Below are 15,967 nucleotides of genomic sequence, written 5' to 3'. Positions count from 1 at the left end.
TTGATGAAAACACCTTTCGCTCTTCCTTTTGCCGTTGGGCATTTTACCGGGAAAATTCCCCTGCTGTTACCTGGCTTACTGTTCAGCACGGCCGCGCTGGCAGCGGGCACCGCAAAAGAGCCGACGCTGACCGTAACCGCCGACGGCACCGGCGAGCCAGGCAGCTACAGCCAGGATACCGCGAGCGCGGCCAGCAAAATGCCGCTGCCGCGAAATGAAACGCCGCAGTCCGTCAGCGTGGTTACGCCGCAGGTGATAAAAGATTACCAGGTGAAAAGCGTGAACGACGCCATGAAGTTCGTCAGCGGCGTCAGCCAGGGCAATACGCTGGGCGCGATTGAGGACGGCTTCGTCAAGCGCGGCTTCGGCAGCAACTCCGACGGCTCGATCTTTATCGACGGCGTACGCAGCAACCAGGGGCTGTCGATGGACAGCACCATCGATCATGTGGAAGTGCTGAAAGGCTCGGCCTCGCTGCTGTACGGCATTCAGAATCCTGGCGGCATTATCAACCTGGTCAGCAAAAAGCCGCAGTATGAATGGCACACGCATCTTGCCGGCGAAACCACCAGCGTCGGCGGCGGCGCGGGCAGCGTGGACATCACCGGGCCGCTGGGCGACGGCTTTGCCTTTCGCCTGATTGCCGAGCGCCAGCGCGAGGATTACTGGCGTAATTTTGGCGCTAATGAACATACGCTGCTGTCGCCATCGCTGAGCTGGTATGGCGAAAAAGCCGCTTTCAACATCAGCTATACCGAATATAAGTTTGATATTCCGGTCGATCGCGGCACCGCGTTTATCAATAAAAAACCGGTAAATATCCCCTATAACCAGCGTCTGGACGACAGTGCCAACCACGCCTGGGGGAAAAACAAGCGCCTGAATATCAGCTACGCCTACAGCCTGGATGAAACCTGGGAAACCCATCTCAACTACGCCTGGATGCAGCGTCGCTACGACAGTAACGAAGTCCGCGCTACGGCGGTCAACGCCGCCACCGGCATTGTCTCTCGCCGCGCGGACGCGAACCGCGGCTTCAATCACCAGACCACTTATCTTGCCTGGGACATAGGCGGCAGCCCGCAGATTTGGGGCATGCAGCACGATATTATGCTGGGCGTTGACTACGAGCAGAATGAAACCTACAAGGCCTGGTCCTATCGCGGCAAGGTGTCAAAAACCTTCAACATGTACGATCCGATCTATGGCGAAGAGCCGCCGATCAACGCCAGCACGGTGGCCGATGCGCAGAGCAATCTGCGCACCAACCTTTACAGCCGTTCGCTGTTTGCCAAAGACAGTATCCATCTGACCGATAAATGGATAGCGGTAGCGGGCGCCCGCTATCAGCGCTACACCCAAACCGCCAGCAGCGGCTGGGCCGATCCGCAGAGCACGCTCAACGATCGCGGCGATGCTTTTCTGCCGCAGGCGGGGCTGGTGTATAAGGCGCGGCCCGATCTTTCACTCTACGGCAGCTACAGCAAATCGTTTACCCCTTCAACACAAACCGATGACGACGGCAACGTCGCCTCGACGGAAAAAGGCACGACTTATGAAGTGGGCGCAAAGTGGCAAATGTTGCCCGCTGTGTCCGCCACGCTGGCGCTGTATCGCATTGACGAGAAGGATATGTCGGTGTTAATCAACGGCAGTACGCGCAACATTCCTGAGGCGCGCTCTACCGGCGCGGAGGTGGAGATCAACGGTGAGCTGGCGCCGGACTGGAACCTGATAGCCACCTATAGCCACGATAAAACGGAAATCGTTGAGGATGACGTTAATCCGGCTAACGAGGGCAATCGGCTGGTCAACGCACCAACCAACAGCGGCAGTCTCTACCTGACGCACGCCATACGTTTCTCCTGGCTACCGGGCGAGGTGCGCGTCGGCGGCGGCGGGCGCTACGTCGGTTCCCGCGCGGGCGACCCGGAAAACAGCTTCACTATGCCGGACTATACGGTGGCGGACGCTTTTGCCGCCTGGGACAGCAAGCTGGTGGGCAAACATACTCAGCTGAAGATCAACGTCAACAACCTGTTTGATAAAGCGTATTACGGATCCAGCGGCGGCAACCTGCGTGTTAGCGAAGGCGCGCCGCGTGAAATCGTGGTTTCCGCGTCCGTTGATTTCTGATCGTAATGGGAAACCTCATGAAAAAATGGCCTATCCTGCTGCTGCTGTTAGCCTGCAGCGCGCCGCAGGCAAAAATGCTTACCGATATTTTGCAGCGCAAGGTCACGGTGCCGGACAATCCGCAGCGCATCGTACTGGGCGAAGGACGGCTGCTCTATACGCTGGCGCTGGTGGAACAGGGCAACCCGCTGCGGCGCGTGGCGGGCTGGCCTGGCGATCTGCCGCATTACGATCGGCAGACCTGGGCACGCTACAGTGCCGCTTTCCCCGCCATCAAAAAAATTCCCTTGATTGGCGGTGCTAATCCGGGCCAGCTCAGCGTGGAAAAAATCATCGCGCTGCGGCCGGATTTGGTGATCCTGCCGCTTTACGCCAAAAAGCCTGCGGCGCAGGACAGCACGCTAATGCAGCTGGACGCGGCGGCCATTCCGGTTATCTACGTCGATACGCGGGTAGATCCGCTGAAAAATACCGTACCGAGCCTGAAAATTTTGGGTGAGGCGCTGGGTGACCAGCAGAAAGCGCAGCGCTTTATCGCCTTCTATCAACGTCATATGGCGCTAATTCATGACCGGCTGCGTCAGGCGGCTCCAGTCAGGCCGCGCGTGATGCTGCAACTGCATATAGGGCGGCGGGAAGTGTGCTGTACCACGGTGGGACACGGCAATCTGGCCGATCTGCTGGCGTATGCGGGCGGCGACAATATTGCGGCCGGTCAGTTTAGCAGCGTATTTGGTCAGCTAAGCGCGGAGGCGGTGCTGGCTGCCCGTCCCGATTTCTTTCTGGCAACCGGCCTGGGCGATGCGCAGCAGCCGCATCGGCTACAGCTTGGCCCGCAGGTCGCGCCGGCCACGGCAAAGCAAAGTTTTTCGCAGGCGCTGGCGAGCGAGCGGGTTATCGCCCAGCTGGCGGCCATTCGTCAGGGCCGAACCTTAGCCGTGTGGCACAACTTTTATCTGAGCCCGTGGCATCTGCTGGCGGTCGAGGTTATTGCTAAAACGCTGCATCCGCAGCTGTTCCACGATCTGGAACCGGCCGACACGCTGCGTGAAATGAACGAGGAATTTTTGCCGCTGCCGGAAACCGGCACCTACTGGACAAGCGGCGAAAAAAGCGGAAGGTGAAAGAAAAAGCCCGCGGCTGCGGGCTTTTAAACTGACTTGCTAATGCAAACCTGTAGGCTTACTCGTTAATGCGGGGATGCTGATTAATCAGATGCTTACGCTTCTCTTCCAGCTCGGCGATCTGCTCGCTAATATCTTCGATCTTGCTCTCGATATTGTCGTGATGCTCCTGCAGCAGCTCTCTTGCCTCGGCAATATCAGAGGCGGCAGGCGTTGCACCACGCAGCGGCATATTGGCCGTTTCCTTCATCATGATACCGGTAATCAGACCCACAACCGCTACCACCATCAGATAGTAGGCTGGCATATACAGGTTGGCGGTGTATTCCACCAGCCACGCCGCCAGCGTTGGCGTCAGGCCCGCTACCAGAATAGATATATTGAAGGCGCTGGCCAGCGCGCTGTAGCGAATATGGGTAGGGAACATCGCCGGCAGCGACGAAGCCATTACGCCCGTAAAGCAGTTCAGGATCACCGCCAACAGCAACAGACCGGCGAAAATCAGGCCCATCACGTTACTGTTAATCAGCATAAAGCACGGGATCGCCAGCAGCAGCAGCGCAATACTGCCGATAATCACAAACGGGCGACGGCCGAACTTATCGCTCATCAGGCCCATAACCGGCTGCACGAACAGCATACCAATCATAATCGCGATAATAATCATTACGCCGTGATCTTCGGAGTAGTGAAGGTTATGCGACAGGTAGCTGGGCATATAGGTCAGCAGCATGTAGTAGGTGACGTTGGTAGACAGCACCAGACCGATACAGGCCAGCAGGCTTTTCCAGTGTTTGGTAGCGATGTCCTTAAACGACACTTTCGGGCCGTCGGCCAGACCTTCGCGATCGCCCTGTTCCAGTTTCTCAACGTGCTGCTGGAACGCAGGCGTTTCTTCCAGCGCGTTACGCAGATAGATGCCGATCAGGCCCAGCGGCAGCGCCACGAAGAACGGAATACGCCAGCCCCAGTCAAGGAAATTCGCTTCGCCGACCACGGTAGAAATCAGCACCACCAGGCCTGCGCCTGTCACAAAGCCGACGATAGAACCGAAGTCCAGCCAGCTGCCCATAAAGCCGCGCTTGCGGTCAGGCGAGTATTCGGCCACAAAAATAGAGGCACCGGTATATTCGCCGCCTACCGAGAAGCCCTGCGCCATTTTACACAGCAGCAGCAGGATGGGCGCCCAGATGCCGATAGAGGCATGAGAAGGTATCAGGCCGATACAGAAAGTACTGACCGACATAATGACAATGGTAATGGAAAGGATTTTCTGACGACCATACTTATCGCCCAGCGCGCCAAAGAACAGGCCGCCAAGCGGGCGGATCAGGAAAGGAACGGAGAAGGTCGCCAGCGCGGCAATCATCTGCACGCCAGGGTCGGCGCCGGGGAAAAATACCTGGCCCAGCGCATAGGCGACAAAGCCGTATACCCCAAAGTCAAACCACTCCATAGCGTTACCGAGCGACGCTGCGGTAATGGCTTTGCGTAACCTGGCATCATCAATGATCGTTACGTCTTTTAAGCCAATCGGCTTAACACGCTTCCTACGTAGCTTCATATAAAGCACCCTGTAATTGACTGTTTCCCGGAAAAATCTTCCGCTCCGCTCGCGCCGTCGCAGCGGGAAAGCAGAGCGAATAGCGTACGGGCTTTCGCCCTGTCGACGGAGATAAGTAGCAAATTTGTTCGTTCGTTAACAAATATCCGTCTGCTTTCAGTATATCGTTTCTGCGCTGTGTAACATAATTTCTACCTGAAATTAGATTGTGTAACCAGCGGTTAACGGACGCAACCGCGCCCTCGACGCAGCCGAAAACGCCAGAAAAATTCACGGCGAAGGCCAGCCAGGTGAGGGGGAATAAGAAGACATTGCCCACTTTTTTATAATGAGATTAAGTCAGGCTACCTGCCAATATTAGTATTGCGCCTGCTGGCTCGATCGGTAATACTGCCGTTCGCAGTCTTGCGGGGGGGTAATGAATAATAAAAAACACGTTCATTTTAAAAACTATTGGCTGGAAAGCACAGAAGCTAATTTAAAATTCTTCCGGCCTCAGCAAACTTTTCTCCTTAATAACGGTAGGGTTTATTCACAAAAACAGATAAAGCCTGAGAGTGGAGAAATTACAGACAAAACAGGGTCTGAAGAACGCGCTTTGCTAATGGCTAAGTGGCCAGGCTTGATGCGAATGAAATTTATTCAATGTATTGATAACATTAGGTTTATATTAAAGTATCGCTTCCTGAAATATCAGCGAAAAAGCTATTGGGATATATATCAGGAGCACCAGCAGGTTTCGTCTCAAATTATCACAATGCTGGCCAGGATTAATGAACGGACGAAAGCCCGGTACGAAGAGGCAGGGATAACCCATAGCGAACAAAAAACGTTCCCCGAAGACGACGCCGTCAGGATTGCATTGCGGGCGGCGCTAAAGCTACGCAAATGAAATTGAAAATCGTTACGCTTTTCCGCCGTCGGCGTTAATTTAGCCTGTATCCGACTATTTAAACCAGCGGGCGTTGACCTTCCTGCTGCATCCAGGACATAAATAGCCGGTTGTCCATTGGGCGGGCGTAATAATATCCCTGAATAAATACTACTCCGCGCGCCTGCAGATAATGAAGCTGAGTGGCGTTTTCTACGCCCTCCGCCACAATCTTCAGCCCCAGCTTGTGGCTTAGCGTGATGATGGCGTCCAGCACCGGCGCTTCGCCCGTGGTTGATTCGATGGCATTGACGAAGCCGCGGTCGATTTTCAGGTAATCCAGCGGGAAGGTTTGCAGATAAGAGAGCGAGCAGTGGCCGGTGCCAAAGTCATCAATGGCGATATGGATACCTTCATTACGCAGCAGCTGGAGCTTTTGCACGACGTCTTCTCCGTCGGAAAGCAGGCTGCGCTCGGTCAGTTCCAGCGTGATATCCGGTCGATGTATCGCCATGCCACGAGCAAAATAGCGGATATCCTCGACAAAATCGTCGTGCTGGACGTGCGCGGCGGCCACGTTAAGCGCCAGACGGAAATCCGGCGGCAGACTCCACTGTTTGGCATCCTCCAGCACCAGCTCCATCAGATGGCGGGTCAAAGGTATGATCATCTCTTCCGCTTCCGCCGCGGTGATAAACATATCTGGCCTTACCCAGTGGCCGTCGGGCCGCTGCCAGCGCATCAGCACTTCAGCGCCGCTGGCTTTACCTGTAACCATATGATAAACAGGCTGATAATTAACGGAGAATTCGCGATGCAGTATGGCTTTCCGCAGCTGGTCGCGGGGAGAAAGCTTACGTTTCAGCCAGTTGTTGGTCACGGTCATCAACAGCAGCGACAGGATCAGCGCCATCGGCACGAAGGTAAACAGACCCTGACGCCAGGTAAAGGCAATATCGCTGGCGGGCGAGGTCACCTCGACGCCGATAGGGTAGCGGCTGGAACGTTCGCTGAGCGTCACGGGCTGGAGCAGTCCCGACGGCTGATTGCCGTTTGCGCCGCTGCGCAAGGCGAAGCCGCCACCGAACTGTAGCCGGATACTGTTATGCTGGCTTTTGCCGACCGCGCTCATCACATCCAGCAAATACTGGCCGTCAACGATCACAAAAGCGCCGGAATGCGCGGGCGTATCGTGCATAAAAATCACGGCGGGCCTGTCTCTCACCGCCCAGGTTTGGCTTAACGAAAGCATCCACTTCGCTTTTCGATCCGTCGGCGGCTGACGCTGAATAACGGTAGCGATATCGTTATGTATCCCGCCGAATGCGGAAGAGCAGGTTATGCGACCCTCACGCATAACGCCTATTGAGCGAAAATAGGGAGACAGCGCCGCATACTTTCTCAGCTCGTCATTGATCTCTTCGCAGGGTCTTTTCGGAAACGCCTGAAGTTCGTCAAGGGTATCCCAGGCCCGGTCGCCGATTGCTTCGGCATGCGCCAGCAGCATACCCGCCGTCGCCGCCTGCTGGCGCTTAACGATCTGTCTGGCGTCGATAAAAGTAAAGATCAGACAAAGGAGCAGCGGCACTATGCCAGCGACCGCCAGCAGCACGCCTCTTTTTTCACTGCTTCTTTTCGGCCGATCCATTCATTGTCCTCTGTTAGCGGCATCCCTGCGCCGCCTGAAAAGGTAAAGGTAGCATGGCGCGGAAAAAAAAATCAGGTGCGCCGTCGCTTAGCTAATTTTATGCAATTTATTCTCAGATTGATCGTTTCCGCCATACGTTTCTTCTGTGTCAGGATGCCCTGACCCGGCTTCGGGCTTCCATCACGCTGTATTCAGGAGGATTTTATGAGTGGCGCACTGCATTCCGCCGAATCGCTTCGCGCGCGAATTACCAACGCGGAGTGGCAGGCTCGCGTCAAACTGGCCCAGTGTTACCAGCTGGCCGCGCGGCTGCGCTGGACCGATCATATCTACACCCACTTTTCGCTGCGGGTGCCGGGCGACAAGCCGCATTTCCTGATCAACGCTTACGGACAAACCTTCGACGAAATTGCGCCGGAAACGCTGGTGAAAGTCGATCTGGACGGCGAAATCATTGACGATCCTGTCGGCTCAGGCATCAACCCGGCTGGCTACGTTATCCACAGCGCTATTCACCGCGCCCGCCCGCACACGCACGCCGTGCTGCATACCCATACGGCGGCGGGCATTGGCGTGGCGGCGCAGAAAAACGGTCTGCTGATGATTTCGCAGCACAGTATGCGTTTTTACCGCAGGCTGGCCTATCACGATTACGAAGGCATCGCGCTGGATCTGGATGAACAGCAGCGTATCGTCACCGACCTGGGCGATCTGAACGCGCTGATCCTGCGTAATCATGGCCTGCTGACCTGCGGTGAAAATCTGGAAGAGGCCTTCTACAACCTTTATTACCTGGAAAGAGCGTGCGTGGCGCAGCTGGCGGCCCAGTCTGGCGGCGCAGAGCTGAGCATTGTGCCCGACAGCGTGGCCGAAAAAGCCGCGCGGGTTTTTGATAACGGCATAAAAAATAAAAAGTATCTGCTGCACTGGGATGCCTATATTCGTCAGCTGGCGCGTAACGCGCTTTAAGGAAAAAAGATGAAAGCGGGAAAAAGCGCGCTGGCGCTGCTGCTGGGCATAAGCCTGATAGCCAGTGCGGCAAAAGCGGAAAAAGTGACGCTGGTACTGGGCGACCAGGCGCGGAATCTACGGTCGCTGGTGGAGGCTTCCGGCGTAATGAAAGACGCGCCTTATGACTACCGCTGGGCCAACTTTCAGGGCGCCGCGCCGCTGTTTGAAGCCCAGCGGGCTGGCGCAGTGGATACCTCTTACGCAGGCGACCTGCCGGTGCTGATGGCGGCCTCGGGCGGCGTCGATCTGAAAATTATCGCCACCAACGTGGGCGACAGCGCGAGCAATGGGCTGATAGTACCCGCTGATTCACCGCTGCACAGCGTCAGGGATCTGGCCGGAAAAACGGTGGTGGTCTCCTCCGCACGCGGCAGCATCTCGCAGCATTTGCTCTATGAAGCGCTGGAAGAGGCCGGAGTGCCGCAAACGGCGGTTTCCGTACGCTTTGTTCTGCCGACCGACGCCAGCGCCGCCTTTAATTCCGGCCAAATTGCCGCCTGGGCCACTTTCGATCCCTATCTTGGCATTGCTGAACAGCACGGCGCGCGGCTGCTGCGCGACAGCAAAGGGCTGACCACCTCGCTCTCGTTTGTCACCGCTACCGGCAGCTCGCTAAAAGATCCGCAAAAGCGGTTGGCTATCGCCGATTTCGCGCGCCGACTGGTGCAGGCTCGCGCCTGGGGGATAGCGCATCCGGTTGAGTATAATAAGGTTTATTCGTCGCTGACTCGTCTGCCGCCGGAAGTGTCGAAAGGCATTACCGGCCGTATTTCTCATGGCATACGGCCGGTTACGGCAGAGGATATCGCTAAAGTTCAGCAGGTTGCCGATCTCTTCTCCTCGCTGGCTATCTTGCCCAACAAGGTTGAGGTGCGGGCAATAACCGATACCAGCGTCTTTGACGCGCGCTGACGACTATTTTTGCAGTTTGGGTTTTGCCGTCCTCGGCGGTCTGCCGTTGCCCAGCAGGATCGCCAGTTTGCTGCCGCCCGGCGTGGTCTCCATCAGGATTTTACACACGCTCGTGAGCGGTACGGAGAGCAGCATTCCTACCGGCCCCAGCAGCCAGCCCCAGAAAATCAGCGACAGGAACACAACCAGGCTGGAAAGCCCCAGCCCTTTTCCCATCACGCGCGGCTCCAGCATATTGCCAAACACCATATGGATCGCGCTGAAAAGCGCTGCGACCAGCGCCGCTTCATACACGCCGTTTAGCAGCAGCGCCTGTAGCGTGGGCGGAATACCGGCAATAATAGGGCCGATATTGGGAATATAGTTTAAAACGAACGCCACTACGCCCCACATTAGCGCGAACTGCACATCCAGCAGCATCAGCACCAGCCAGACGGAAAACCCGGTAATCAGGCTAATCAGCGTTTTCAGCGCCAGGTAATGGGTAACGCCTTTCAGCGCTTTATGCAGCCCGGCGATGCGAATTTTAGGATTGATCAGCGCGAAACGCAGCTTGTAGGGCAGGTGATGCACTTCAAACAGCATAAACACCACTGTCATAATCAGCAGCACCAGGTTGGTCAGCGCGCCGGAAAACTGGCTGAGGATCAGCGTCGCCATGCCCATAATGGCGTTGGGATCGAGCCGCGCCGCCAGGCTGTTGGTAGAAAGATTAATATGAAAAGGCGCGGCAATATGTTGAAGCTGCGCCAGCCTTTGCGTCATTTGCTGCTGAAGCTGCGGATAAACGGTAGAGAACTCATCCGCCGAACCGGCAATCATCGCCACCAGCAGCCCGAATGCAACCAGCACCGCCGCGATCACCAGGCTGATAGCCATACCGCGCCGGACGCCGCGCCGCATCAGGATGGTAACCAGCGGGTTTAAAATAATGGCCAGAAACAGGGCCAGTAAAAAGGGAACCAGGATAGCCGATGCCGCCTTGATGCCGGCTAAAACCACGACCAGCGTCGCCATTTTTAGCAGCATATTCTGCCCCATCTTCTCCTGCTGTGGTGCGTTCATTCCTTCTCCTTCAGGCTTTTTGTGATTAAGTGTAGCGACTGTTTTCCGGCAGGCTTCTGATTTCAGGAAAGGTCTCAGAACCGGGATATTTTGTTCGACGCAGAGCAGGATACGTCAGCAATAGCTGGTCTGGCTGCAGGCCGTGCTAAAAATAGCGTGCCGCATAATTTATGCACTGGCCGCCTGCGGGCCGGGAAATCAGGTTATAGTTATTATTCATGTCATTTCGGACAGGATATTCTTCGCTATGCCTGAACAACCCGCCCCGGAGGCTCCGGGCGCTTTACGTCTGAATCTGCGCATCATTTCCGTTGTGATTTTCAATTTCGCCGCTTATCTGACTATTGGCCTGCCGCTGGCAGTGCTGCCTGGCTATGTCCACGATGTGATGGGCTACAGCGCATTTTGGGCTGGATTAGTGGTAAGCCTGCAATATTTCGCCACGCTGGTCAGTCGTCCGCACGCGGGGCGCTTTGCCGACCTGCTGGGCCCGAAAAGAGTCGTGGTGGCTGGGCTTTGCGGCTGTCTGATCAGCGGGCTGTGCTATGCGCTTGCCGCGTTAACCGCAACGCTCCCGATGGTTAGCCTGCTTTTGCTTTGCTTTGGCCGGATCGTGCTTGGCATAGGGCAAAGTTTTGCCGGAACCGGCTCCACGCTTTGGGGCGTCGGCGTAGTGGGATCGCTTCATATAGGACGCGTAATTTCCTGGAACGGCATTTTCACCTATGGCGCGATGGCGATTGGCGCGCCGCTGGGCGTGGGCATTTATCGCTGGGGCGGCCTGCTGTTGCTGGCCGGCGTGGTAACGGCTATCGCGCTGCTGGCGGTGCTGATGGCGCTGCCACGACCTGCCGTCAAAAGCAGCAAGGGCAGACCGCTGCCTTTTCGCGCCGTGCTGGGCAAGATCTGGCGCTTCGGTACCCTTTTGGCGATGGGATCCGCCGGCTTTGGCGTGATCGCTACCTTTATTACGCTCTTCTACCAGGACAAAGGCTGGGACGGCGCGGCCTGGGCGCTGACGCTGTTCAGCGGCGCTTTTGTCGGTACGCGCCTGTTGTTTCCCAACGCCATTAACCGGCACGGTGGACTGATGGTGGCGGCGGTCTGCTTTGCGGTAGAAGCCGTCGGTTTATTTCTGGTCTGGGGTGCGGCGGATCCGTGGATGGCAAAGCTGGGCGCGCTGCTGACCGGTGCCGGCTTCTCGCTGGTTTTCCCGGCGATTGGCGTGGTGGCGGTGAAGGCCGTGCCCGCGCAGAATCAGGGCAGCGCGTTGGCAACCTATACGGCCTTTATGGATCTTGCGCTGGGCATCACCGGGCCGCTGGCCGGGCTGGTAATGAGCTATGCCGGCGTCCCGGTTATTTATCTGGTTAGCGCGCTGCTGGTCTGTCTGGCGATGTTGCTGACGTTGAAGGCCCGTCATGCAACAGCGGAAAGCGCCTGAGCAGCATTTCCGTTGCGCAGGGCGCCAGATACGGTTGAACATTGTAAATATTATGCAAAAGACTTTTTGATCAGGCGCCAGGGCGCGGCGTTGAGTGGCTGTCGATGATGCATGTTGCGCAGGAAGGTTGTTGATAACGCTCGTCACGCGGAAAGCTGTCGACGCCGCGTGCTGCGTGGGAAAGCTGTTGATACCGCAAAAGCGCTAAAAAAAGGGCGGTCATCAGACCGCAAGATACGACACAGATAAAAGAGAGGGAATCAGGGGCAGAGCGCAGCCACAGCACCGGGCCGCGCGCTAAAAAATTTTATGCCTGCAACAGCTGAATGCTTTGACGGATTTCCCGCTCAATATCCGCAGCGCGCCAGTTTTCCATAACAGAAGAAAAAGGTTCCAGCGCGTACACGCCCCGATACCCCATGCGTTCCAGGCGCTGTACCTGAGCCACGCTTCTCAGCAGGTCACCTTCACTCAGCATAATGCGTTCTTCGTCGGTCAGTTCCGCCGTTGGCCTTGTATCCTCGACGCCCGAAAGGTGGACCAGGCCAATATTGTCGATATCGATCCCGCTTTCAAATTCCGCTTCCGCCTTTTCGTACAGATGATGGTGGAAGGTATCCACTAACAGGCGGAAAGGCACGTTGGCATCGCGGATTAGCGCCTGGGCGTGGACGGCGGAACGCAATGAACTGATCGGAAAGCCGAGAGGCTCAACCAGGCCTTCAATGCCATATTGCTCAAACAGCGGCGCCAGTTTTTTCAGCGCGCTGATAGTTTCTTCCGCAGAAATTGGCGTACCGTCATTTAACGGACAGAGCACCAGCGCTTTTGCGCCTACGCCCCTGGCGTCCTTCAGCAGCGCTTCCGTTTTTGCCAGCAGGGCTTCGTCCACCTGGTTGAAAGGATAGACAGCGTTGATGGTAACAATTTCCAGACCGTATCGCTGCGCCAGCTCGCGCACCTCTTCGTGGCTCAGATTGTCCGTCACCTTGCCGCTGGACATATCGTTGCGCAGCTCAACCTTATTCAGACCGAGCCCGTGAACCAGTTTGAAAAATTGCTCAATGCCAAGGCCGGGAGCAATTTTACGGTTAATACAGATACGGGTTGGATCAATCGCCATCTTGCAGCTCCTGCAAAGTAAAAGAGATAAATGTCGGACTGTTGGCAAGGGCTTTGCCTGGCCTGCACCATCAGCAATCAGACCAGCCCCGATAACCTGAACTTTCAGCCTGTACCGCGACCTGTCGAACGTTGTGCAACAGAAGAACATTTATTTCATTAATGGGGAATGATGAAACTTAAATTTTTAGATCTTCCTCGCAAAATTTCGTTTTGAGCAGGCTTTATACATGAAATCCCGCTCCTTCCGGAGCAAGTGAAATCAAATGAATACGCGAGGAAAAAAGCCTCTATTAAAGCTCCTGGACCCCATCAGCACTGGATTCTTTATTTTAACGCTCCGCGCTGATGCAGCATAAAATCACCCGGCAGCGCAAAAAGGAAAATGCGATCTATGCCGCTAAAAACAGATTTTCTAAAGTGGAATATTTGAAAAATTCATTCCAATATAATAGTGTCTTTGCACGCATTCGGGAGTTGTCCGGTTGGGCCGTCCGCTAAAAGGCAGCCGCCCACAGGGAATACCACCATTTAAGAGGCCAGAACATGACTATTACAGGAAACTTTATCGGCGGAAAAACGTCTTTGAGCGCCAGTAACGAAACAATTCCGGTTTACGATCCGGCGACCGGCAAACCGGTGCGTGAGGTGACGCAAAGCACGGCACAAGAGGTCGCTCACGCCATCGAAGTCGCGCACAACGCCTTTGAAGGCTGGTCCCGCACATCACCGCTGCGCCGCGCCCGCGTCCTGTTTAATTTCAAGGCCCTGATGGAGCAGCATCGCGACGAGCTGGCTGCGCTAATCGTTAGCGAGCACGGTAAAGTCTGGTCAGACGCGCTGGGAGAACTGACGCGCGGTATGGAAGTCGTGGAGTTTGCCTGCGGTATTCCTCATTTGATTAAAGGCGAAAATTCGGCGGACGTCGCGACAGGCGTGGACAGCTATTCGCTGATGCAGCCGCTGGGCGTCGTCGCCGGCATTACGCCTTTCAACTTCCCGGCGATGGTGCCGCTGTGGATGTTCCCTATCGCGCTGGCCTGCGGCAACACCTTTGTGCTTAAGCCGCCGGCGCTGGATCCCTCCGCCTCCGTGCGTATGGCTGAACTGCTGACGGAAGCCGGCCTGCCGGATGGCGTCTTTAACGTTATTCACTGTTCCAATGAAGATGCTGAACAGCTTTATACCGATCCGCGCGTTCAGGCCGTCAGCTTTGTTGGCTCTTCGGGCGTGGCAGAACATATTTATAAAACCGCAAGCGCACATGGCAAGCGCGTGCAGGCCTTCGGCGCGGCCAAAAACCATGCGATTGTCATGCCGGACGCGGATTTAGACGCCACGGTCAATGCCATTATGGGCGGTGCCTTTGGTTCTGCGGGCGAACGCTGCATGGCGCTGCCGGTAGTGGTCGCGGTGGGCGATGATACGGCCGATAAGCTGATTGCCGCGCTGACGCCGCTGGTCAAGGCTCTGCGTGTCGGGCCCGGCATGCAGAAAGGCAGTGAAGAAAACGAAATGGGGCCGGTAGTTTCCGCCGCACACCAGAAAAAAGTGCTGGGTTATATCGACAAAGGGGTAGAGGAAGGCGCGAAACTGGTTGTCGATGGGCGTAATTTCCAGGTGCCGGGCTATGCGGAAGGTTACTACGTAGGCGGAACGCTTTTTGATAACGTCACTGCCGATATGGTTATCTGGCGCGAAGAGATTTTTGGCCCGGTGCTGAGCATCATGCGCGCGCCGGATTACGAGACGGCGCTAAAACTGGTTAACAGCCATGAGTTCGGCAACGGCAGCGCGATCTTTACCAGTAACGGTCATACAGGTCGCGACTTTGTACGCGAGGTGCAGGCGGGCATGGTAGGCGTTAACGTACCGGTTCCCGTACCGATGGCATTCCACAGCTTCGGCGGCTGGAAGCGTTCCGTGTTTGGTGCGCTGAACGTTCATGGGCCGGACGGCGTGCGTTTCTACACCCGAATGAAAACCGCGACCGTTCGTTGGCCGAGCGGACAAAAGACCGTTTCTGAATTTAGTATGCCAACGCTGGGATAACGCATAAGGAGGAGCACCATGTCATTGCTGTCCAAAGCACAACGTCCGGATGCGCAGGGACGTATCCAGCAGATTACGCCGGAAAGCGCAAACTGGCGCTATGTCGGCTTCGAGGCCTGGCAGCTGAAAAAGGGCCAGACCCTGCAGCTGGAAAGCGGCAGTCAGGAGCTGTGCCTGGTGCTGGTGGCCGGGCTGGCGTCGGTAAAAACCCGCGACGCAGAGTTTCCGGATATCGGCAGACGCATGTCGCCTTTTGAACGCACGCCGCCTTACTCCGTTTACGTGCCGCATAACGATCGGGTAGAGGTTCGGGCCGATTCCGATCTGGAACTGGCGGTCTGTCGCGCGCCTGGCAAGGGTAACCTGCCGGCACGCCTGATTGCGCCTGGTGACGTGGGCGTGGAGAGGCGCGGCAAAGGGCGCAATAAACGGCTGGTGCATAATATTCTGCCGGATGACCAGCCCGCTGACAGCCTGCTGGTGGTCGAGGTTTATACCGACGAGGGCGATACCAGTTCTTATCCCAGCCATAAGCACGACAGGGAGGATTCAGAAACCGAAACCTATCTGGAGGAAACCTATTACCACCGTTTTAATCCGGAACAGGGCTTTGCGATGCAGCGAGTCTATACCGACGACCGCTCGCTGGATGAGTGCATGGCGGCCTATAACCACGATGTGGTAATGGTGCCGCGAGGCTACCATCCGGTGGCGACTATCGCCGGTTACGACAATTATTACCTGAACGTAATGGCCGGGCCGGTTCGCCTGTGGAAATTCAGCTGGGAAAAAGATCATGCCTGGGTAAACAGCGAAGATTACCCGCGTAAAGAAGGTTAAGAACCCTTTCGGGTGGCCGCTCGCCACCCGTTTTATCTTTTCACCGTGGCTTCCGGCTATTTTACCTTTTCCTGTTGTGCTTGCTGGCGTAATCATCAAGCCTGACCTTTCTGACCTTTCTGACCTTTCTGACCTTTCTGACCTTTCTGACCTTTCTGACCTTTCTGACCTTTCTGAC

The 15,967-nt window shown here is 56.1% G+C and carries 12 protein-coding genes; 8 read left to right on the top strand and 4 right to left on the bottom strand.

Features of this window, described 5'->3' with window-relative positions:
- Positions 1 to 3: 3 nt before the first annotated feature.
- Both ACMGEE_RS17345 and ACMGEE_RS17340 read left to right on the top strand, forming a co-directional pair.
- Complete coding sequence (locus ACMGEE_RS17345; protein ID WP_369896123.1) at positions 4 to 2,136, top strand: TonB-dependent siderophore receptor; 2,133 nt, start codon at positions 4 to 6, stop codon at positions 2,134 to 2,136.
- Positions 2,137 to 2,153: 17 nt separating this feature from the next.
- Complete coding sequence (locus tag ACMGEE_RS17340) at positions 2,154 to 3,260, top strand: ABC transporter substrate-binding protein (protein ID WP_253457363.1); 1,107 nt, start codon at positions 2,154 to 2,156, stop codon at positions 3,258 to 3,260.
- A gap of 58 nt (positions 3,261 to 3,318) precedes the next feature.
- Here the strand turns inward: ACMGEE_RS17340 and proP are convergent, their stop codons facing one another.
- Positions 3,319 to 4,824 carry a glycine betaine/L-proline transporter ProP gene (gene proP, locus ACMGEE_RS17335; protein WP_253457366.1) on the bottom strand — a complete coding sequence of 502 codons (1,506 nt, stop codon included), beginning with the start codon at positions 4,822 to 4,824 and terminating at the stop codon, positions 3,319 to 3,321.
- A 418-nt stretch (positions 4,825 to 5,242) separates the two neighbouring features.
- Here proP and ACMGEE_RS17330 point away from each other — a divergent pair, with 418 nt between their 5' ends.
- Positions 5,243 to 5,716, top strand: a complete 474-nt coding sequence (locus ACMGEE_RS17330; RefSeq protein ID WP_301253340.1) for a hypothetical protein — start codon at positions 5,243 to 5,245, stop codon at positions 5,714 to 5,716.
- A 58-nt stretch (positions 5,717 to 5,774) separates the two neighbouring features.
- On the opposite strand, the gene ACMGEE_RS17325 is transcribed toward ACMGEE_RS17330, so the two are convergent.
- Positions 5,775 to 7,343 carry an EAL domain-containing protein gene (locus ACMGEE_RS17325; RefSeq protein ID WP_301253339.1) on the bottom strand — a complete coding sequence of 523 codons (1,569 nt, stop codon included), beginning with the start codon at positions 7,341 to 7,343 and terminating at the stop codon, positions 5,775 to 5,777.
- Positions 7,344 to 7,547: 204 nt separating this feature from the next.
- Between ACMGEE_RS17325 and ACMGEE_RS17320 the strand changes: the two genes are divergently transcribed.
- Both ACMGEE_RS17320 and ACMGEE_RS17315 read left to right on the top strand, forming a co-directional pair.
- A complete protein-coding gene (locus tag ACMGEE_RS17320) occupies positions 7,548 to 8,312 on the top strand; it encodes a class II aldolase/adducin family protein (RefSeq protein ID WP_436830389.1) in 765 nt (254 codons plus the stop codon).
- A gap of 9 nt (positions 8,313 to 8,321) precedes the next feature.
- Positions 8,322 to 9,266: an ABC transporter substrate-binding protein gene (locus ACMGEE_RS17315; RefSeq protein WP_436830388.1), complete on the top strand. Its 945-nt coding sequence runs from the start codon at positions 8,322 to 8,324 to the stop codon at positions 9,264 to 9,266.
- 3 nt (positions 9,267 to 9,269) lie between these two features.
- On the opposite strand, the gene ACMGEE_RS17310 is transcribed toward ACMGEE_RS17315, so the two are convergent.
- Positions 9,270 to 10,331 (bottom strand): AI-2E family transporter, encoded by a 1,062-nt coding sequence (locus ACMGEE_RS17310; RefSeq protein WP_253457379.1) that lies wholly within the window; start codon positions 10,329 to 10,331, stop codon positions 9,270 to 9,272.
- Between the two features lie 247 nt (positions 10,332 to 10,578).
- On the opposite strand from ACMGEE_RS17310, the gene ACMGEE_RS17305 reads away from it, so the two are divergent.
- Positions 10,579 to 11,775, top strand: coding sequence for an MFS transporter (locus ACMGEE_RS17305; RefSeq protein WP_253457382.1), 1,197 nt, complete (start codon positions 10,579 to 10,581; stop codon positions 11,773 to 11,775).
- 307 nt (positions 11,776 to 12,082) lie between these two features.
- On the opposite strand, the gene ACMGEE_RS17300 is transcribed toward ACMGEE_RS17305, so the two are convergent.
- A complete protein-coding gene (locus ACMGEE_RS17300; protein ID WP_253457385.1) occupies positions 12,083 to 12,898 on the bottom strand; it encodes a TIM barrel protein in 816 nt (271 codons plus the stop codon).
- Positions 12,899 to 13,443: 545 nt separating this feature from the next.
- Here ACMGEE_RS17300 and ACMGEE_RS17295 point away from each other — a divergent pair.
- Positions 13,444 to 14,949 carry a CoA-acylating methylmalonate-semialdehyde dehydrogenase gene (locus ACMGEE_RS17295; RefSeq protein ID WP_253457389.1) on the top strand — a complete coding sequence of 502 codons (1,506 nt, stop codon included), beginning with the start codon at positions 13,444 to 13,446 and terminating at the stop codon, positions 14,947 to 14,949.
- A gap of 18 nt (positions 14,950 to 14,967) precedes the next feature.
- Entirely contained in the window at positions 14,968 to 15,789 is an 822-nt protein-coding gene (gene iolB, locus ACMGEE_RS17290; protein WP_253457391.1) for a 5-deoxy-glucuronate isomerase, read from the top strand.
- Positions 15,790 to 15,967: the final 178 nt, after the last annotated feature.

This window comes from Erwinia artemisiae (assembly GCF_051400835.1).
GTDB classification, from domain to species: Bacteria; Pseudomonadota; Gammaproteobacteria; order Enterobacterales; family Enterobacteriaceae; genus Erwinia; species Erwinia aeris.
This window is presented reverse-complemented; position numbering and strand designations above follow the sequence as displayed.